Genomic DNA, 20731 nt, shown 5'->3' on the forward strand with positions numbered 1-20731 from the left:
GGCATGACGGAAAAAATTAAAAAAATCCGAACAGCCATCAATGGCGTGTTGTTGCTGAATAAACCGCTTGGCATTTCCAGTACGCAAGCACTTGGGCGTGCCAAATGGTTGATCGGTGCATTGAAAGCAGGGCATACGGGCACATTGGATCCGCTTGCGGATGGTTTGTTGCCATTGTGTTTTGGTCATGCAACCAAACTGGCACATGATTTGTTGGATGCCGATAAGACCTATGAAGCACGAGTGGTTTTGGGTCAAACCACCACCACAGGTGATGTTGAAGGTGAAGTGATTGCATCCTCTGATGCCGTTATTACCCGAGCGCAGTGGGATGTCATCATTCCGCAATTTTTAGGTGATATTTTACAAACGCCACCAATGTATTCGGCGTTAAAAAAAGACGGCAAGCCATTGTATGAATATGCACGTGCAGGGATTGAAGTTGAACGTGAAGCCCGAGCGGTGAGGATTTTAAACCTTGAAACCGTGTCATTCGATTACCCCCATGTGGTGATGAGTGTGACATGCAGCAAAGGCACTTATATTCGCACTTTGGCTCAAGACATGGGTGATGCATTGGGTGTGGGCGCGCATTTGAGTGGTCTGCGTCGCACGGCCGTGGCGCATTTGCAGCTCGCTGATGCGCTGACATTGGAACAGCTTGAAGCCATTCCTGAGTCGGATCGTATTGCAACGTTATTGCCATTGGATGCATTGTTGCAAGATGCACCTGCTGTTTATTTACCGCATGCTTTGGCGGCGCGTTTTGTACAAGGTCAACGTTTGGCTTTGAAAGATGTGCATGATTTGAATCAAGATGTTGTTGAGGGCGTGACTTTGCGCATTTATTGGCAAGATTCCGGGCAGCATGCAGGGCAAATAACATCGCAACAACCGCCAGTTTTATTGGGTTTGGCAACCCAAACCCGAGGCGTTTTGTCACCACAAACCGTTTTAATGACTGTTTTACCTGAATAGGCCATTTTAGGCTATTGAGTTTGTTTTTTATTATTGAAAGAAGATTTATGACACAGCAACGCGCATTGCGCAATGTGGCGATTATCGCCCACGTCGATCACGGCAAAACCACACTCGTTGACCAATTACTTCGCCAATCAGGCACCTTCCGCGACAACGAAAAAGTAGACGAACGCGTGATGGACTCGAATGACATTGAAAAAGAGCGTGGCATCACCATCTTGTCAAAAAACTGCGCGGTTGAATATCAAGGCACACACATCAACATCGTCGATACCCCAGGTCACGCCGACTTTGGTGGCGAAGTTGAACGTGTATTGACCATGGTGGATGGCGTGTTGTTGTTGGTCGATGCGGTTGAAGGCCCAATGCCTCAAACCCGTTTTGTGACCCGTAAAGCATTGGCTTTGGGTTTGAAACCGATTGTGGTGATCAATAAAATTGACCGTCCAGGCTCACGTCCTGATTGGGTCATCAATGAAACCTTTGAATTGTTTGACAAACTCGGCGCGACCGATGAACAACTGGATTTTCCAGTGGTTTATGCATCGGCATTGAACGGTTATGCATCGTTGGATGACAGCGAGCGCGAAGGCACAATGGATCCATTGTTTGAATCGATTTTGACCAATGTTCCGACACGCGAAGCGGATGCCTCTGCACCGTTCCAAATGCAAGTCACATCAACCGATTACTCAACGTATGTGGGTAAAATCGCGATTGGCCGTATTGCCCGTGGTCGTGTTAAAGCAGGTCAAAACGTGATTTTCATGGACGGCCCTGAAGGCACGCCGAAAACAGGTCGCATCAACCGTGTACAGAAATTCAAAGGCCTTGACCGCATCGTGGTGGATGAAGCTGAAGCAGGCGACATCGTTTTGGTTGATGGCATCGAAGAATTAAACATTGGTACCACCTTGTGCGCCGTTGACGCACCTGATGCATTGCCCATGTTGAGCGTTGATGAGCCAACTTTGACCATGAACTTCATGGTGAATACGTCGCCATTGGCCGGCCGTGAAGGCAAATTCGTCACCAGCCGCCAAATTCGTGATCGCCTCGAAAAAGAATTGAAATCAAACGTTGCTTTGCGTGTTAAACAAACCGATGATGACACGGTGTTTGAAGTGTCTGGCCGTGGTGAGTTGCATTTGACGATTTTGATCGAAAACATGCGCCGTGAAGGTTTTGAACTGGGCGTTTCACGTCCACGCGTGGTGTTTAAAGAAATCGACGGTGTGCGTCACGAGCCGTATGAGATGTTGACTGTTGACGTTGAAGAGGGCAATCAAGGCGCGATCATGGAAGAACTCGGCCGCCGCCGTGGTGATTTGCAAGACATGCAACCCGATGGTAAAGGCCGTGTGCGTTTGGAATACCGTGTGCCTGCACGTGGTTTGATTGGTTTCCAAGGTGAATTCATGACGTTGACGCGCGGCACAGGCTTGATGAGCCACGTGTTTGATGCCTACGAGCCATACGATCCAAAAATCGAAATGGCGGGTCGCCGCAATGGTGTGTTGATTTCTCAAGACGACGGCGCAGCAGTGGCCTACGCTTTGTGGAAATTGCAAGACCGTGGTCGCATGTTCGTCAGCCACAATGACCCATTGTATGAAGGCATGATCATTGGCATTCACTCGCGTGACAATGACCTCGTTGTGAATCCAATCAAAGGTAAACAATTGACCAACGTTCGTTCATCAGGTACGGATGAGGCAGTTCGTTTGGTTCCACCGATTTTGATGTCTTTGGAATATGCGGTTGACTTCATTGACGACGATGAATTGGTTGAAGTCACACCCAAATCGATTCGCTTGCGCAAACGCTATTTGAAAGAACACGAACGTAAACGTGCTTCGCGTGAAGAGTAATTGAGTTTAGTCACCTAAACTTAAACATGTGGTACGAATTATCGCGGCTTGCCGCGATAATTCAATTGTGGGGTGGTATTGTATTATTGAGTGTTGTTGGATGTTGTTAGATATTGTTGAGTGTTGATTGATCATAAAAATTGCACACAGCACAGTTTTTTTGAAATTTTATAAGCTTTGTATGAATCATTACCAGCGCAAGTTTTAACTTAAAGCATCAAAAAATGGATTTTATTTTTCCAATTGACTCAATGATGGAGCTCGCACATGAATGCAATTAACATCACATCTCAACTACCCAACTTACTTGAGCCATGGTCACCCAACGTCCTTGCTCAATTTGATGGCCATGACATCATGATTGGCTTGGGGAGAAAAGACTATCCATGGCATACACACACAGATTTTGACGATGTGTTTTTGGTGATTCAAGGGCATTTGACATTAGAAATGCGCCTTGCTGAGGGCATCAAACGCGTCGAACTGAATGCAGGCGAATTGTTTATTGTGCCTCGAAATGTTGAACATCGACCCATTGCCAAGGGCGATGTGTATTTTTTATTGATAGAACCAACCGCTTCGTGATACCGTTGAGGTTGACCAAGTTTCACACATTTAAAAATTGAAATGAATTGATATGACCACCACTGGAACCACTCGATTAAGTGCCGTACTGAATCAAAATAAAACCAATCAACGTAAAAACCTCGTCACCTTCATCACTGCGGGCGACCCTGATGTGGGGATGACACTCAAGCTCATGCATGCTTTGGTTGCGGCAGGCGTTGATGTGATTGAATTGGGCGTTCCTTTTTCGGATCCAATGGCCGATGGTCCTGTGATTCAGCGTGCCAGTGAGCGTGCAGTTGCCAATGGTGTGGGTTTGCATGATGTGCTTGCACTGGTGAGTGAATTTCGGACAATCGATAAACAAACACCTGTTGTGCTGATGGGTTATGCCAATCCGATTGAACACATGGGGCAAGATGAGTTTATTAAACAATCGGTTGCCAGCGGTGTCGATGGCGCGCTGATTGTTGATTATCCACCAGAAGAGTCAACTGCTTTTGCGCACAATGCCCAGTCTGCTGGCCTTAATGTGATTTACCTCGTCGCACCGACCACCACCGAAGCGCGGATGCAGTCGACTGCACATATTGCCAGTGGTTTTATTTACTACGTCTCACTCAAAGGTGTGACTGGTGCGGGTAATTTGGATGTCGGAGCGGTGAAAATCCAAGTGGCGAAATTGCGTGGGTATACTGATCTGCCCATCAATGTGGGTTTTGGCATATCCGATGCCACCAGCGCACGTGCTGTTGCTGACGTCGCTGATGGTGTGGTGATTGGCAGTAAGCTGATTACTTTAGTGGAAACCGCATTGAAAGAAGGCACAGATGCTGTGCAAGTGGTCAGCAATTGGGTTGCTGACGTGCGCACGGCTTTGGATGCGTGATTCGTAATTTTTTAAAAAAGTCCATTTTTGCTGTAAAAAATGGCTTTAAAACACACTAAAAACCTCGCAGAAAAGTAGGTTTTCTTTTTTGAATGACTTTATGCGACCCGATCGAATCCAAATCCTCATTGACGCTTTGCGCGTTCTTCCTGGTGTGGGGCCAAAATCTGCCCAACGACTTGCTTTCACTTTGTTGCAAAATGAACGTGAAGGGGCACAAACCCTTGCGGATGCAATCAGCGATGCGCTCACGCATCTGCGTCATTGTGAAAAATGCCACACGCTCACCGATCAACCGCTGTGCAATGTGTGCGCCAATCCAAAACGCAATGACGCATTGCTTTGCGTTGTTCAATCACCGATGGATCAGCTCTTGATTGAACAAACCATGACTTACAACGGTTTGTATTTTGTGCTCATGGGTAAGCTCAATCCACTTGATGGTGTTGGCCCCAAAGACATTGGCATCGATGCGTTGCTCAAGCGCGCCACCGATGGCATCGTCAATGAAGTGATTCTTGCCACCCATTTTACCAATGAGGGTGAGCTCACCGCCCATCACATCGCCGAACAACTCACCAGCAGAGGCTTGCAGGTCACGCGGTTGGCCAAAGGTGTGCCTGTGGGCAGTGAGCTGGAACAAGTTGATTTGGGTACTTTGGCGCAAGCCATGACAGGGCGACGAGGTGCTTTTAGTTAGTCGCGTCTGACTGGACATCTGGGGTGATTTTATTTCAAAATCAAAGATTAATCGCCGAAATGTCATTTTCAAAGGCGTTTTACTATGTGTTTTGACACAAAGGTGATTTTAAGCAAAATTAACCCTTCTTTGAGGTTACCTCAGTAGGTTGTCTCGGTAACCAGAGGTTTTAAGTGAGCGATTCATTCGAAATCCAGCCACCTTTAAAACAGTCAAAATTACATGGTCATTGATCACGGGTCTGTTTGTTTTAGTTTGATCCTTATGGTTCATGGCCTGTCCAAGCGCTTCAGCATTGAACTGCCCTTGTCTAATCGATGGGTTGGGCTTTTTAAAGTCGTCGATTCCTTTATAATCACACCTCTATTTTTTAAATTTCAGGATGTTTTGTATGCAAACCACCAATGACTTGATGTTGGACAATGACGATACCAAAGTCATGCTTGCGCAGTACGCTGAGCGGGCTTATTTGGATTATGCCGTTTCGGTGGTGAAGGGCAGGGCGTTGCCCGATGTGGCCGATGGGCAGAAACCTGTGCAGCGACGGATTTTATATTCGATGCATGAAATGGGTTTGGCACACAATGCGAAGCCTGTGAAATCGGCGCGTGTAGTGGGTGATGTGTTGGGTAAGTTTCATCCACACGGTGATTCATCTGCGTATGAGGCTTTGGTTCGACAGGCACAGGATTTTTCTTTGCGTTATCCGTTGATTGACGGGCAAGGGAATTTTGGTTCACGGGATGGCGATGGTGCTGCGGCCATGCGGTATACAGAAGTGCGCTTGTCACCGATTGCGTCGTTGTTATTGGATGAACTGGACATGGGGACAGTCGATTTCATCCCCAATTATGATGGCTCGATGGATGAACCTGCGTTGTTGCCTGCGCGTTTGCCTTTTGTGCTGTTAAATGGCGCGTCAGGGATTGCAGTGGGGATGGCGACGGAGATTCCAGCCCATAATTTAAATGAGGTGGCGGCTGCTGCAGTGGCGATCCTAAAGCGACCCAACATCTCAGATGAAGAGTTGTGCACGATTTTACCCGCGCCCGATTTTCCGGGCGGCGGGCAGATCACCAACAGCTTGGATGACATTCGCACGATGTATTCTACGGGGCGCGGTTCGATTAAGGTGCGCGCGCGTTGGACGATCGAAGAGTTGGCGCGTGGGCAGTGGCAATTGGTGGTGAATGAGTTGCCGCCGAATGCGTCATCGCAAAAAATCCTTGAGGAAATTGAGGAGTTGTCGAATCCAAAGGTCAAGACAGGTAAAAAAGCATTGCTGCCCGATCAAACCAATAACAAGGCTTTGATGTTGTCGATGTTGGACCGTGTGCGCGATGAATCAAGTAAAGATGCGGCTGTGCGTTTGGTGTTCGAACCCAAATCAAAAAACATTTCGATTGAGGATTTCAGTAACTTTTTATTGTCAAACACCAGCCTCGAAGGCTCGGTGTCGTTGAATTTGGTCATGGTGGGGCGCGATGGCCGACCCACACAAAAATCGCTGCGAGACATTTTAACGGAATGGGTTAGCTTCCGTCAGGTCACGGTGCATCGTCGGACAGCACACCGTGCGCAAAAAGTGGCCGATCGGATTCACATTCTCGAAGGTCGCGAACAGGTTTTGCTTAACATCGATGAGGTGATTCGCATCATCCGTGAATCGGATGAACCTAAACCTGCATTGATTGAGGCGTTTCATCTGTCAGATCGTCAAGCGGAGGACATTCTTGAGATTCGCTTGCGTCAGTTGGCTCGGTTGGAAGCGATTAAAATTGAACAAGAGTTGATGGCTTTGCGAGAAGAATTGGCGGGGCTGAATGAGCTTTTGTCCAATGAAAGTGTGCTCAAGCGTTTGATTATTAAAGAGATTGAAGTAGATGCCAAAAAATTTGGCGACACGCGTCGAACTTTACTCGAGGAAGCGAAAAAAGCCACTTTGGAAGTGACCACGGTGGACGAAGCCATGACGGTCGTCGTTTCGCAAAAAGGATGGATTCGTACGCGAACAGGTCATGCTGTTGACGTTGGTGGTTTAACGTTTAAACAGGGGGATGACTTATGTGCTGTTTACCCATGTCGATCCATCCATCAATTCTATGCCTTGGATTCAAAAGGTCGTGCATACAGTATTCCTGTGTCTGCTTTACCTGGAGGGCGCGGCGATGGCGTGCCTTTGGCATCTTTAATTGATGTGCAAGATGGTGCGCGATTGATCCATTATTTTACTGGGCCTGATGACAGTAAATTGGTGATTGTGACAAAGCAAGGATTGGGCTTTACTTGTAAAGCCAATGATTTACAAAGCCGTGTGAAAGCAGGTAAATCTTTTGTGAATTTGGCCGAAGGGGATGCCATTTTAAAATTGATGAGTGTCGATTCTGATGACTTGTACCTTGCTTGTTTGGCAAACAACGGCCGCCTGCTTAATTTTTTGTTGGCTGAACTGAAAGAATTGAGCAGTGGTGGCAAAGGTGTTATTTTAATGGGCTTGGATGAGGACGTGACACTGATGGATGCGTTGCCAAATGATGGCGTGGCGTTATTGGTGCAGCACAATGCAAGGGCTGGTAAGGCGCAAGAACTTCGTGTTTCAGGCGGTAATTTGCAACCCTTTGTTGGCGGGCGTGCAAAAAAAGGCAAACTCATTGATGCAAAATTAAAACCAGTGGGGTTGCGTAAACTGGTCACCCCATCCCTCGCTTGAGGGTGATTTGTTTTTTGCCTTTTTATGGTGTTGTTTTTTTGTAATGGCTTGCCCTTAAAAAAGGCAAGTCATTTTATTTTGTCGTTTTTTATTATAAATACATATTTACATGGGTTGTTTTTTATTTACAAATAGGAATAAATATTAATTTTTTTGCTTGCGAGTGTAATTTTAATAAATATTGTAAATATTTTTTGTGATAAAATTCCTTATCGTCACATAGTGCTGGTTATCGTTGTGTTGTGCGTATTTATTTAGATTGATTTTTGTGTTGGTGACTAATGGTGTGAATTAATGCCGCACGTTCATTTAAATAACAATTGGCATTGTGATGAGAGGGATGAGTTATGGTTAACGACTGATGTTAATAACGGATGTTAATGACTAATTTATCTCGTTTTATTTTTTATTTATATTTAAGGAAAAACAATGAGAAACTTGGAAAAACTTGAACTGAGCTTTGTTAATGGTGGCTGTGGTTATCGTACTCGCATTCGCTGCACACCGTGCCCAACTCCTACGCCAACACCGTGCCCAACGCCAACTCCAGCTCCAGTACCGTCTCCATCAAGCAGTGCTGCGTAATTTTATTTAAGTGGTACACCTAAAATGAACATTTGACTGCATGGGGTATTTCATAGATTGCATTTTCAATGTCTTAGAAATATTTTTTGATGAGTTAAATCTCTTTTATATTATTAGAAAAAAATTTTTGATGGCTTACTTTATGGTCATTTTGTGAGTTTTTTCTAATAATGAAAGCTTGGCTTGCATGTTTGTGCGTAAAATGAATGCATTTTACAAATAAACAGCAAGCCTTTATTTTTTTACTGAGTAACAGCATGAACGACTCTTTGTTCCGTCCTGAGGCTGTCGAGCGATCGAAGTCCAAGCCTTTAAGTGGTATTTTGCTCATCCAGCCTTTGGCTGTAAATGTTTTGACTGTGGTTTCATTATTAATTGGTTTGGCATTGCTGGCTTTTTTGATTTTTGGTACTTATACAAAAAAGGAGCGTGTCACAGGGGTTTTATTGCCCAATTTGGGACTTGTGCGGGTGGCGGCACCCCAGATGGGAACGGTCGTCAAACGTGAAGTGACGGAAGGGCAAGTCGTGAAGCGTGGCCATGTCTTGTATCGTATTTCAAGTGACCGTGCTGTTGGTTCTGAGGTGGTAGGGCAATTGGCATCGAATCAGTCGGAGTTAAAACGCCAATCGTTAGAAGAACAACTCAATCGCCAAAACAGCATGAATGAAATCAGTTCATTGCAGTCGGCACAAAAAATTTCAGCTTTACAACAACAGTTGGCGCAAATCAACAGCGAATTATCCATTTATAAAGAACAGCTGCGCATTGCCAATGATGTGTATAAACGCAATCAAGCTTTGGTTGACGAGGGGTTTATTTCCTCTGCGGTGCTTGAGGACAAACGCAACAATTACCTCAACCAATTGAACAATCAAAAACGCTTGATGCGCGAGAAAACCAGCATTCAACAGCAGCTGTCTTCTGCGAAAACAGAGTTGGAGGATGCCAAACTCAAAGGGGACAATCAAAATGCATCGATTACCCAAAGCATCACGGACAATGAGACCCAGCGTGAATTACTGGTGTTGGCACCGATTGACGGTGTGGCTTCGGCGATTCAGGCCGATGTTGGGCAAGTGGTGAATGCAAATACAGTGCTTTTAAGTATTGTACCAACAGATGCCTTGCTAGAAGCGAATGTGTATTTGAGCAGCCGTGCCATTGGTTTTATCAAAGAGGGCAACAGTGTGTTGTTGCGCTATCAAGCATTTCCTTATCAAAAATTTGGTCAACATGAGGGGGAGGTGGTCTCCATTTCCAAAGTGGCGCTCACCAACAACGAGTTGATTGAGGCGGGTATATTGAAGGCCACAGAGCCGATGTATCGTGTGAAAATTAAACCTGCATCACAAACGATCATGGCATATGGCAAACAAGAGGCTTTGCAGCCAAGCATGCAGCTCGAAGCCGATGTGTTGATGGATACGCGCCGTTTGTATGAATGGCTGTTTGAGCCTTTATTTAGCATCACGGGGCGTTTAATGGGTTCTAAAGTATGAGCGTTTTTAAGCAATTGAGTTTTTTAGGTGAGCCGCGTTTGCCTGTGGTGTTGCAAACTGAGAACGCAGAATGTGGTTTGGCGTGCATGGCCATGGTGTCTTCTTACCATGGCTTTGTCACGGATTTGGCCTCTTTGCGAGCACGTTTCAGCATTTCAACCCGTGGCGTGAGTTTGGACGACTTGATGAACATGTCTGAGCGGATGAACATGGATGCACAGGCAATGCGTTTGGAATTGGATGAATTGGATCAGTTGCCAACACCGTGCATTTTGCATTGGGACATGAACCATTTTGTCGTCCTGAAAAAGGTCAAAGGCAATAAAGTTGAAATTCATGACCCTGCACGCGGGCATGTGGTTTTGAGTATGGATGAAGTGAGCGGGCATTTTACTGGTGTGGCCTTGGTGGCAACGCCAAACATTCGATTTGAACAAAAAATAGAAAAACAAAATGTCAAACTGAGTCAATTGGTTGGGCAGGTGCAGGGTTTAAAAAGCTCGTTATTGAAGATTTTTGGTTTGGCGGTTGTTCTGGAACTGTTTGCTTTGGTCATGCCTTTGTTAAATCAATTGGTTTTGGATCAAGTTTTGGTGTCGCAAGACCGAGAATTATTGACCATTTTGGGCATTGGCTTTCTACTGTTGACTGTGACTCAAGTGTCGATCAAATTGCTGCGCAGCTGGGCTGTGATTTACATGAGCACCACATTTAATTTGCAATGGGCGAGCAATGTATTCAGTCATTTAATCCGTTTGCCTGTGAGTTGGTTTGAGAAACGGCATCTGGGGGATGTGATTTCACGTTTCCATTCGGTCAATGGCATCGAAAAGCTCATCACCACTCAGCTGGTTGAAGCGGTGTTGGATGGTTTAATGACTGTTGGTACTTTGGCCATGATGCTGTTTTACAGCCCCATGCTGGCCATGGTGGCTGTACTGGCATTGTTGTTTTACATTGTGTTGCGTTGGTTTCATTATTCACATCTGCGTCTGGAAACTGAAAATCAGATGGTGTTTGCATCCAAGGTTGAAAGTTTTTTGATTGAAACGTTGCGTGGCATTCAAAGCATCAAATTATTCAATGCTTTGACAGAACGGAAATCACATTGGTTTAATTTGGAAGTGGATCGGCGCAATGCCGATTTAAAAATCCAAAAAGTTCAAATGATCAGTCAGGCATTCAATGGTTTGATTTTTGGCGTTGAGGCCATTGTCATCATGTGGTTGGGTGCCAGTTTGGTGATGGATGGGGCTTTGTCTGTCGGCATGTTGTTTGCTGTGCTGTCGTATAAAGCTCAATTCTCATCACGCGCTGCAAATTTGGTTGATCAATACATTGCGCTGCGCATGATGAGGGTGCAAACCGAGCGTTTAGCCGACATTGTGTTAACCGAGCGCGAGGACACCCATGCCAAAGTCAGCGGTTTTTTGAAGTTGAAGCCGACCATCGAATTGCGTAATGTGTCATTTCGTTATGATGATCAATCTGCATGGGTTCTGAAAGGTTGTTCGTTCAAAATTCAAGAGGGTGAGTCTGTTGCGATCATTGGCCCATCGGGTTGTGGCAAGACCACATTGGTTAAAATTTTACTGGGTTTGCTCAAGCCACAAGAAGGGGAAGTGCTCTATGGCGGCCTGGACATCAATAAAATGGGCTTGGATAACTACCGTGAGCGTGTGGCGACGGTCATGCAAGATGACAGTTTGTTTGCAGGTTCTATTTTAGAAAACATCACTTTTTTCTCTCGAACGCCCAGCATTGAACGTGTTGAAGAGGCCGCTTACTTGGCCGCTCTGCACGATGACATTGTGGACATGCCGATGGCGTATAACACTTTGATTGGTGACATGGGGACGTCGTTGTCGGGTGGGCAAAAGCAGCGTTTATTGTTGGCGCGTGCTTTGTACCGCCAGCCTGAAGTGCTGTTGTTGGATGAAGCGACCAGTCATTTGGATGGTGGCAATGAAATGAAAGTCAATGAAGCTGTGAGCCGACTGGATTTAACCCGAATTTTTGTGGCACACCGCGAAAGCACCATTCGCATGGCACAACGTGTGATTCAGCTGGATCATGGGCAGGTACTTCAATAAACTGAACATTGTTAAAAAAGAGGAGAGATGTGTTGTGATTGTCATGCGTGTTTCCAAGTGATGGATCGGTGACACGTCAATCACCCCATGATCAGTGCATTTTTTGCAAGTTACGTTTGTTTTTCGAGTTGACGCAGCACTCGGAAGCACAGCACGCCTGCAAGTACACCAAAAAACACCACTCCTAAACCATAACCCGCCAATGCCCCTTTTGCGCCATACCATTGTGCACCCAACCAAACAAAGGGAATCACACCCAACGTGGCGCGTCCCCAGTTCAAAGCAGTTGAGTAAAATGCAAAACCAAGGTTGTTGAAAGCAGTATTGGACACGAATAAAATACCATTAAACAAAAAACTGCCCGCCACGAACAGGCAAAAAAATGTAATCAGCTCATGTGCCGTACCTTGTGCACCAAAAGCATCCGCCAACAGATTTCGCCCAAGTGCAAGCAACAACCACACCACCAAGACATAAATCACAGTGATTTTCATGCTGTCGTTCATGGTTGAGCGCAAACGGTCAAAACGTTTGGCGCCATAATTTTGCCCTAAAATGGCACCAATTGAACCTGACAGTGCAAATAAAACGACAAAAGCCACAGGAATCACCCGCCCAATCACTGCCCAACCGGCAACCGCACTGTCTCCAAATTGAGCGATTGATTGGGTCACAAATGCATTACCGACAGGCGTGGCGATTTGCGTCAACACGGCAGGTAAAGCAATGGCCATAAAAGGTTTGAGCTCACGTTTGAACACCGACAGCGGGGGCCAAGCAAATAAACCGTGAACCTTGAGCACACCATGAAGTCCAAGCACAACCATGACCACGCGTGCCAAAGAGGTGGCAATGGCAGCGCCATCAATGCCTAAATTAAAACCGAAAATGAAAATTGGATCAAGCACTGCTGTTGCGGCACCTGCACCCAGTGTCACATACATGGCGCGGCGGGCATCACCAACAGAGCGAAGCAGGGCACTCAAACACATGCCCAAGCCCAATAAAATTGAAGAGGGTAAGACAATGTACATGAATCGAACAGCCAATCGAGCCGTTTCATCCGCTGCACCCAATAACGCAATCAATTGGTTTAGGAAAGGCAACGTCAGCACAATCAGGCACACCATGATGGCGACCATCAAGATTAAAGAAGCGCCCGCCAATTGTTTGGCTTGATGACGATCGCCTCGTCCCAAAGCCCGTGATGTCAGTGCGGTGGCTGCAATTGAGATGCCAATGGCGATCGAGGTCACAAAAAACAGCAAAGTACCTGAATAGCCAATGGCGGCAGCGAGTTCTTTGTGACCGAGCCGTGAAATGTAAAACAAATTGAGCAAATCGACCACGAACACGGCAATCAGACCGATGGCACCTGTGGCCGTCATGGTCAATACATGGTGCATGGTTGAACCCGTGAGAAACTTCATTTGCGCTTGTGCAGTCATGTTATTCTTTTTCGTTCTTTGTAAGGATGGCGCATGCCGATCAATCATGAGCCTGATTTAGCATACAGTGAGCCACCCTACACAGTGACAATATGGCAATACTCATCGCTCTGTGGTGGCTCAAACAATTTGCTGCGAAACGAATGATTGCATTTCTTAAAGGGGAATCAAAATCAAAAGGATTCAAAAAATTTAAAAGATTCAAAAGTCTGGCTTTAAAGATCCAATAACACCCATTCACCCAACTTCAAGTCCGTTGGCAATACAAACTCACCCACTTCCACTCGATGCAATGCATCGACACGATTACCAGCAGCAGCCACCATGCGTTTCACTTGATGGTATTTGCCTTCCCGTAAGGTGAGTTCCAGCACATTATCACCTTTTTCGCTCAGGACTTGGGCATGGGCCGCTTTTAATGTTTCATTTTCATCGTGCAGTAACACACCTTCTTTTAATGCTGCGATCATTTCATCGCTGATGGGGTGGCGGCAAGTTGCGTGATAAATTTTATCAACATTCTTTTTTGGGGAGGTGTTTTTGTGGATAAACTGGCCATCGTCTGACAACAACAGCAAACCCGTTGTGTCCACATCCAAACGCCCAACACACTGAACATCACGTTCCCGCAGGTTTGAAGGCAACAGCGTCAATACACTTTTATGGTGTTTGGGTTTTTGCGAGCACTCCACACCTTCAGGCTTGTTCATCAGTACATACACGTATTCGCGATAGTGCCATGTTGTTCCATCAATCACCCATGACAGGTGCTCAGTGTCAAATAGGGCATCAGGATCATCACAAAACTCACCATTAACAGGTACTTCTCCTGTTTCTATGAGGGCGGTGCAATAGGCACGCGTGCCGAAACCTTGCTGTTGAAGGATGCGGGCAATGGGTTGTGGTTTTTGCTTTTTAGCCATAAGGTATCGTGTTGTTTAAGTTAAAGAATTAGCCCTCTTTATTGGGTATTGGGGGCGTTGATGCATCAAAGATGGGTGCAGTCTTTTTGTGTGCTGTTGCGTATTTAAAATGAGCACACCCAAATTGAAATAAATTTATTTCGCCAATTCAACGGCCAACTCGCGGGCACGTTCAGTCGCAGCTTGAGTCCCTTGAATAAGGGCTTGATCGATGCCTTGGGCATTGAACACGGCCAAGGCCGCTGCAGTTGTCCCACCTTTTGATGTGACGCGCTCGCGTAACACGTCGACAGGATCTTCTGAAGCGTCGGCCAAGGCCACAGCACCTGAGAACGTGTTTTGTACGAGCAGCTTGGCAGTCTCTTCATCAAAACCCAATTGACGAGCCGCTGCTGTGAGGTGCTCCATCACATAGAATACATATGCTGGACCTGAGCCTGAGATGGCGGCGATGGTGTCAATTTCAGCTTCTGTCTGTAACCAGACATTCACGCCCACCGCTAAGAGGATTTGGTTGATGAGCACTTGCTCGTTTTCGCTCACAATGCTCAGTGGTGCATAAATTCCTGTAACGCCTTTACCCACAAGTGCAGGTGTATTGGGCATGGTGCGCACCACTTTTTTATGCTTTTGTAACCATTCGGACAAAGTGGCGATGGTTAAACCTGCTGCGATGCTTAGAACGACTTGATCGGCTTTCACCAAAGGGGACAACTCAGCCAAAGCCGCTTTCATGCTCTGAGGTTTGACTGCAAGAATCCACACGTCGGGTGAGAGGTGCACGGCCGCTGCGAGATTTTCAAATGCGGTCACGCCCAATGTGCGGTGCAAATGGTCACGGTGATCTGCGTTGTGTTCAACCACGACAATTTGCTGAGGGGCGAAACCACCTTGATTGATCATGCCAGTGATAATGGCTGTGGCCATGTTGCCACCGCCGAGGAACACGATTTGAGGGGTTGTATGCATGGTGCTGTACCTTTTGAAAAAATAAAAAATAAAGAGGGTGGGTGTCTCAATCGCATTCAACGTGTACTTGATAACTCCATTTGGGTGTTAGTATCAAAATAACCATGGAAATCAATGCCAAAAAAATGGCAATATATAAGAACAGCGGGGCATCGGTGAGTCGCTGTGGGTATATGCTAAAGGCCGCTCCTAAGCCTGCGGCATTACCGCCTGCGACCAAGAGGACGGCGGTGTAGTCATGAAACCGTCGTGCTTGATTGGCATTGTTTGACCAGCGTGGGTCTGTGTTGTAACTGGGCAATGTTTCATGCGCATTCTCTAAACGTTCAAGCACCGACAAAAAAGCACGTAAGTTGCTGATGGCACGTTCAGCTTTGTAATTGAGAAAGGCAAAGCAAATCGATGACACTGGAAATCCCAAAGTCAGCCACTCAATGGGAGGTTCTTTCATGCCGGTTGTTGGGCGTAAGGCGACCAATGCAGCGAGTAAACTCAACATTAAGCTGACGTATAAAGCCAAGGCTTGCTGGCGCTGGGCAATCCGGGTGTTGACCTCTTGATTGGCAGCAATAAAGCGATAATTGGCATCAACAAGGTAGGTTTTACTCATGGGTGTCATGTTATAAATGGGATTTTAAAGTAAGGGTAAGAAAATCCACTTCAAATGATTTTGAAATGATTGTGAACAGGATGTTGTGGTTTTTTAAGTTTTTTAGGGCATACACGATGAATTTCCATTTGATTGCGAATGGGATGTGTTATTAATGGGGTGTGTTGTTGAGTGTCATTGTCTGAGTTGGTGCAGGACGGCGACCAAACAATGCGCTGCCGATGCGAACCAAAGTGGAGCCCGCAGCAATGGCATGAGGGTAATCATCGGACATGCCCATCGACAACGTATCAAATGCAGGGGCTGCGTCATGGGGTAAATGGGCTTTGATTTTGGCATGCAGTTGAGCCATGGCGACAAAAGGAGCACATTGGGTCGCTTCATTCGCTTGGGGATCAATGGCGGCGGGGATGGTCATTAAGCCGCGTAAAGTAAGGCGAGGCAATTGAATGATTTCTAAAGCCAGTGCGAGTGCACTGTCAGGCGCACAACCACTTTTACTGCTTTCATCACTGATGTTGACTTGAATCAACACATTCAATGGCGGCAGGTGCGTGGGTCGCTGTTCACTTAAACGTTGGGCAATTTTGAGGCGATCGATTCCGTGTACCCACGCAAAATGCTCGGCTACTGGGCGCGTTTTATTGCTTTGTAAGGGACCAATGAAATGCCAGATGGCTTGATTGTCAGGAAGAATGCCGCGCAAGGCGATGATTTTATCCACACCTTCTTGCACATAATTTTCACCAAATCTTTTTAAACCAAGTGCATAAGCTGCTTGTATGGTTTCTATGGGATGGGTTTTGGTCACAGCAAGCAGCTGAACAGCATCTGGTGAGCGTTGTGCTGCGATGCACGCATCATGAATGGTCGATGTGATGCGCCGTATCTGTTGTTCAAGTGAGGTAAAAAGTGGATGGTCGACTGAGTTTGACATGCTGAATGTATTCAATAATAATGGGTGCTGATCAAGGATGTAAGCATAGCATGTGCCTGTGCTTTTCACATCCTCAAAATACTTTATAGTGAAATGGATCAATGTTGTCAATGGCTTGATCTAAAACAATGAAGCTGTTTTATAAAAAACGGCATTACGCTTGTTTTTTGCTCAAAATATCTAACCTTAAACAAGCGCAAAGCAGGATTGCTTTGCAATTAACAAAGCGATGTTCATGAATTTTAGTGCTATTTTAAGTGCCGCTCAATTGGAGCATGCCAGTGATGTGCACGTGTGTGCTGACGCACCGATTCGGGTGCGAGTCGCAGGCCGATTGAAAGTTTTGGCTGTGCCAATTCTTTCTCACAATGAATTGAATACTTGGCTTATGGCTCAATTTACCACAGCTCAGCATGAGATTTGGTCGAGTGGTGAACAGGTCGATTTTGCTCTATTCGATCAAGGTTGCGGTATACGCGTGCGTTTGACCGCCTACATGACAACGGATGGTATTGCTGTTGCGGTGCGTTTATTGCCAAAACAAGCACCGAGTTTGGCAGAGCTGGGCGCACCTGAGTTTTTGGAAAAACTCAAACCATTTAGGCATGGTTTGGTCTTGATTACAGGTGCAACAGGGAGTGGTAAGTCCACCACCATGGCCAGCTGGATTGCCCATGTGAATCAACAAGATGAAGCGCATGTGGTGACTTTGGAAGATCCGATTGAATATCGTTTTTCAAGTGATAAATGCTTGATTCATCAATCGGAAGTGGGCAATCAAGTGGGCAGTTTTTCGACGGCTTTGAGGGATGTGTTGCGTCGTGACCCCGATGCGATTGTCGTAGGTGAGTTGCGCGATTTGGTCAGTATTGAATTGGCTCTGCGTGCAGCTGAAACGGGGCATTTAGTGATTGCAACCTTGCACAGTGCGAGTGCGGTTGAAGCCATTTCTCGTTTAATTGATGTCTTTCCATCAGAAAATAAGTCTTTTGTTCGCAATGTGCTGTCGAGTGTGCTGATTGGCGTGGTTGCTCAACGATTGGTGCGTTGCAACACAAATGTGAATAAACAAGGTAGAATTGCCACATACGAAGTTTTGACAGCCAATGCTGCTGTCAAAAATTTAATTAAAGAAGCCAAAGAAAATCAATTACCAGCAGTGATGCAGACCAGTGCTGCGCATCAAATGTTCACCTTTAACCAACACTATCAAAAATTATTGGATATGCGTCTCGTGGCTGAAGCCATGCCAGTGTGGGCGAGTTGATGGGGTTGAATTCTAAAATAAAAGCCAAAAATATGAAAAAAATCACTGATTTTACAGTTAAAAACTTGATCGACGAACCCTTTGAGTTGTCACAATACGCCGGTGAGGTCATGTTGATTGTGAATACCGCCAGTGCTTGTGGTTTTACTCCGCAATACGCTGAATTGCAAACCCTGTATGAGCAATATGCCGATCAAGGGTTGCGCGTTATTGCTTTTCCATGCAACCAGTTTGGTGCGCAAGAAAAAGGTGATGGGGCTGAAATTGGTGAGTTTTGCGATAAAAACTTTCACGTGACCTTTCCCATTATGAGAAAAATCAATGTCAATGGCGATGATGCTGAACCTTTATGGAAAGATCTAAAAGCCAAAGCACCTGGAATTCTGGGGACTGAGCGCATCAAATGGAATTTCACTAAGTTTTTGGTGGGGCGTGATGGTGTCACGGTGCAGCGTTTTTCGCCATCGACGAGCCCTTTGTCTATGGTTGAACAGATCGAAATGGCTTTGACGCAGAAATAATTCATAATAAATCACATAAACCGCTTTAATTAAGCGGTTTATCCTATTGAATTACAAGTGATTTACTTGTGATTCGCTTGTAATAATCTATTTTTATATTTTTTTAATTAGCAGAGGTTTTTTATGCAAAACTCAAATGATATACAGCACGATGACCATGCCAAGCAGGCCATGCATGCGCTTGCTTTGGCAGCACTTGGCATTGTCTTTGGCGACATCGGTACCAGTCCTGTGTATGCGATGAAAGAAAGTTTTGCAGCGCATTATGGCTTGGTCATGAATGAGGCCACAATTTTAGGCCTGTTGTCGTTGCTGTTTTGGTCTTCCGCAATTGTCATCAGTTTCAAATACGTCAGCTTGATCATGCGTGCAGACAATAATGGGGAAGGGGGGATTTTATCTCTCATGTCATTGACTTTGCGTGGTAAAGATCACAATAAGTACAAATGGATTATTGTGTTGGGCATGTTGGGGGCTTCTTTGTTTTATGGTGATTCGGTGATCACACCAGCGATTTCGGTGTTGTCTGCTGTCGAAGGTTTACAAGTGGCGATTCCATCGATCGATGATCACCTCATTTTGGCCATTTCTGCGGTCATTTTGACGGGTTTGTTTGTGATTCAAAAACGGGGTACAGCGACCATTGGTGTGTTGTTTGGGCCGATCATGCTGCTGTGGTTCGGTGTGTTGGGCGCAATGGGGGTTTCTCACATCATTGCCAATCCAACCATTTTGCATGCATTAAACCCATACCATGCTTTGTATTTTGCAACCCACAATGGGATTCACGGTTTCTTGGTATTTGGTTCGGTTTTGCTCGTACTGACGGGGGGCGAAGCTTTATATGCGGATATGGGGCATTTCGGTCGAAAGCCAATTGTGTATGCATGGTATTTCGTGGTGTGGCCTGGTTTGATGTTGAACTATTTTGGTCAAGGTGCGATGATTTTGGCTGACAATGCGACCAAAGAAAATCCATTCTTTATGATGGCTCCAGCTTGGGGTACTTTGCCTTTGGTGGTTTTGTCGGCTTTGGCATCGGTGATCGCATCTCAAGCGGTGATTTCAGGCGCATTCTCTTTGACCAGTGCCGCAATTAAATTGGGTTATTGTCCTCGTTTAAAAATTGTTCACACCAATGAACAAGAAAAAGGCCAGATTTATTTGCCATTCATCAATTGGTTGTTGTGGGCATTGGTGATGATTTTAATCGTCTTGTTCAAAAGCTCAAGCAATTTGGCTTCAGCCTATGGCTTTGCAGTGGTGACCACCATGACGATTGATGACATTTTGTTGTTGGTGGTGATGTTCACGGTGTGGAAATGGAACCGTGCTTTGTCTTTGGCTGTTTTTGCTTTTTTAATCACGGTGAGCCTGACCTTCTTTTCGGCGACTGCAGTTAAATTCCTTGAGGGGGGCTGGTTCCCTGCATCAATTGGCTTGGCCATTTTCACTTTGTTAATGACGTGGAAACGTGGTAAAGAGCTTGTTCACGAGCGCACAGAGGGGGTCAATTTACCACTTGTGCCTTTTATGGAAAGCTTATTGGCACATCCGCCTGTGCGTGTTGAAGGCACTGCAATGTTCATGCACAGTGATTTGAACAATGTGCCCAATTCACTGTTGCACAACCTTAAGCACAATCGAATTTTGCATGAGCGCATCGTTTTCTTGGGGGTTCACACAGAAGATGTACCTTACATCAAAGACGAAAATAAACTGGAGATCCAAACAATTGGTGATTCTGCTTTTGTGGTCAATGCGCATTATGGTTTTAAAGAAGAGCCAACCATGGAAGGCATCATGGCCTTATGTGCCAAGAAAAATTTGATCATGGAGATGATGGACACTTCTTTCTTCCTCAACCGTGAAACCGTGATTCCAAGCAAATTAAAAGGCATGGCTTTGTGGCGTGAAAAAATGTTCGCTTTGATGATGCGTAATTCGGTGCGTGCCACGGATTACTTCAAAATTCCACCCAATCGTGTCGTGGAAATGGGGACTCAGGTCGAGATTTAACACATAAAAAAGCCACTGTATTTTGCAGTGGCTTTTTTATAATGGCCTTCAATGAAAAATATTGGGCATGACATGCAGTGAATATTTTTTTGAGTCATAATAAGCCGCAATTTTGCACAATGGTTTCAACTGAATTTTG

16 protein-coding genes are annotated in these 20731 nt (G+C 45.7%); 11 read left to right on the plus strand and 5 right to left on the minus strand.

The genetic code is table 11. From position 1 onward, the window contains the following. The first annotated feature begins 3 nt into the window (after window positions 1-3). From truB to DTO96_RS07405, 8 genes are all read left to right on the plus strand, one after another. Window positions 4-978: a tRNA pseudouridine(55) synthase TruB gene (gene truB / locus DTO96_RS07370; RefSeq protein WP_114562904.1), complete on the plus strand. Its 975-nt coding sequence runs from the start codon at window positions 4-6 to the stop codon at window positions 976-978. 47 nt (window positions 979-1025) lie between these two features. Then, window positions 1026-2852, plus strand: a complete 1827-nt coding sequence (gene typA / locus DTO96_RS07375; RefSeq protein ID WP_114562905.1) for a translational GTPase TypA — start codon at window positions 1026-1028, stop codon at window positions 2850-2852. Between the two features lie 267 nt (window positions 2853-3119). Further along, entirely contained in the window at window positions 3120-3437 is a 318-nt protein-coding gene (locus DTO96_RS07380; protein WP_114562906.1) for a cupin domain-containing protein, read from the plus strand. A gap of 52 nt (window positions 3438-3489) precedes the next feature. Beyond that, on the plus strand, window positions 3490-4308 hold the full coding sequence (gene trpA, locus DTO96_RS07385) for a tryptophan synthase subunit alpha (protein WP_114562907.1): 819 nt from the start codon (window positions 3490-3492) through the stop codon (window positions 4306-4308). Window positions 4309-4408: 100 nt separating this feature from the next. Further along, window positions 4409-5008 carry a recombination mediator RecR gene (gene recR / locus DTO96_RS07390; RefSeq protein WP_114562908.1) on the plus strand — a complete coding sequence of 200 codons (600 nt, stop codon included), beginning with the start codon at window positions 4409-4411 and terminating at the stop codon, window positions 5006-5008. 391 nt (window positions 5009-5399) lie between these two features. Next, window positions 5400-7718, plus strand: a complete 2319-nt coding sequence (gene parC / locus DTO96_RS07395) for a DNA topoisomerase IV subunit A (RefSeq protein ID WP_114562909.1) — start codon at window positions 5400-5402, stop codon at window positions 7716-7718. An 842-nt stretch (window positions 7719-8560) separates the two neighbouring features. After that, the gene (locus DTO96_RS07400) at window positions 8561-9805 is read left to right on the plus strand and encodes an HlyD family secretion protein (protein ID WP_157964368.1); all 1245 of its coding nucleotides are present in this window, start codon (window positions 8561-8563) and stop codon (window positions 9803-9805) included. Then, on the plus strand, window positions 9802-11898 hold the full coding sequence (locus tag DTO96_RS07405) for a peptidase domain-containing ABC transporter (protein ID WP_114562911.1): 2097 nt from the start codon (window positions 9802-9804) through the stop codon (window positions 11896-11898). Before DTO96_RS07400 ends, DTO96_RS07405 begins: the two co-directional genes overlap by 4 nt. Before the next feature lie 110 nt (window positions 11899-12008). Here DTO96_RS07405 and DTO96_RS07410 read toward each other — a convergent pair whose 3' ends face one another. The 5 genes from DTO96_RS07410 to DTO96_RS07430 form a co-directional block, all read right to left on the minus strand. Continuing rightward, on the minus strand, window positions 12009-13346 hold the full coding sequence (locus DTO96_RS07410; RefSeq protein ID WP_114562912.1) for an MATE family efflux transporter: 1338 nt from the start codon (window positions 13344-13346) through the stop codon (window positions 12009-12011). A gap of 215 nt (window positions 13347-13561) precedes the next feature. Then, window positions 13562-14269 (minus strand): pseudouridine synthase, encoded by a 708-nt coding sequence (locus tag DTO96_RS07415; protein WP_114562913.1) that lies wholly within the window; start codon window positions 14267-14269, stop codon window positions 13562-13564. 135 nt (window positions 14270-14404) lie between these two features. Beyond that, window positions 14405-15238 (minus strand): pyrroline-5-carboxylate reductase, encoded by an 834-nt coding sequence (gene proC / locus DTO96_RS07420; protein WP_114563968.1) that lies wholly within the window; start codon window positions 15236-15238, stop codon window positions 14405-14407. A gap of 46 nt (window positions 15239-15284) precedes the next feature. Continuing rightward, the gene (locus tag DTO96_RS07425) at window positions 15285-15848 is read right to left on the minus strand and encodes a hypothetical protein (protein ID WP_114562914.1); all 564 of its coding nucleotides are present in this window, start codon (window positions 15846-15848) and stop codon (window positions 15285-15287) included. Between the two features lie 151 nt (window positions 15849-15999). Next, a complete protein-coding gene (locus tag DTO96_RS07430; RefSeq protein ID WP_114563969.1) occupies window positions 16000-16785 on the minus strand; it encodes a YggS family pyridoxal phosphate-dependent enzyme in 786 nt (261 codons plus the stop codon). A 235-nt stretch (window positions 16786-17020) separates the two neighbouring features. Here DTO96_RS07430 and DTO96_RS07435 point away from each other — a divergent pair, with 235 nt between their 5' ends. The 3 genes from DTO96_RS07435 to DTO96_RS07445 all read left to right on the plus strand — a co-directional run bounded on the left by DTO96_RS07435 (window position 17021) and on the right by DTO96_RS07445 (window position 20592). Further along, the gene (locus DTO96_RS07435) at window positions 17021-18052 is read left to right on the plus strand and encodes a type IV pilus twitching motility protein PilT (RefSeq protein ID WP_114562915.1); all 1032 of its coding nucleotides are present in this window, start codon (window positions 17021-17023) and stop codon (window positions 18050-18052) included. A gap of 32 nt (window positions 18053-18084) precedes the next feature. After that, window positions 18085-18573: a glutathione peroxidase gene (locus DTO96_RS07440; protein ID WP_114562916.1), complete on the plus strand. Its 489-nt coding sequence runs from the start codon at window positions 18085-18087 to the stop codon at window positions 18571-18573. Between the two features lie 123 nt (window positions 18574-18696). Continuing rightward, window positions 18697-20592, plus strand: coding sequence for a potassium transporter Kup (locus tag DTO96_RS07445; RefSeq protein ID WP_114562917.1), 1896 nt, complete (start codon window positions 18697-18699; stop codon window positions 20590-20592). Window positions 20593-20731: the final 139 nt, after the last annotated feature.

The sequence above is a fragment of the Ephemeroptericola cinctiostellae genome (assembly GCF_003339525.1).
In the GTDB taxonomy this organism is placed as follows: domain Bacteria; phylum Pseudomonadota; class Gammaproteobacteria; order Burkholderiales; family Burkholderiaceae; genus Hydromonas; species Hydromonas cinctiostellae.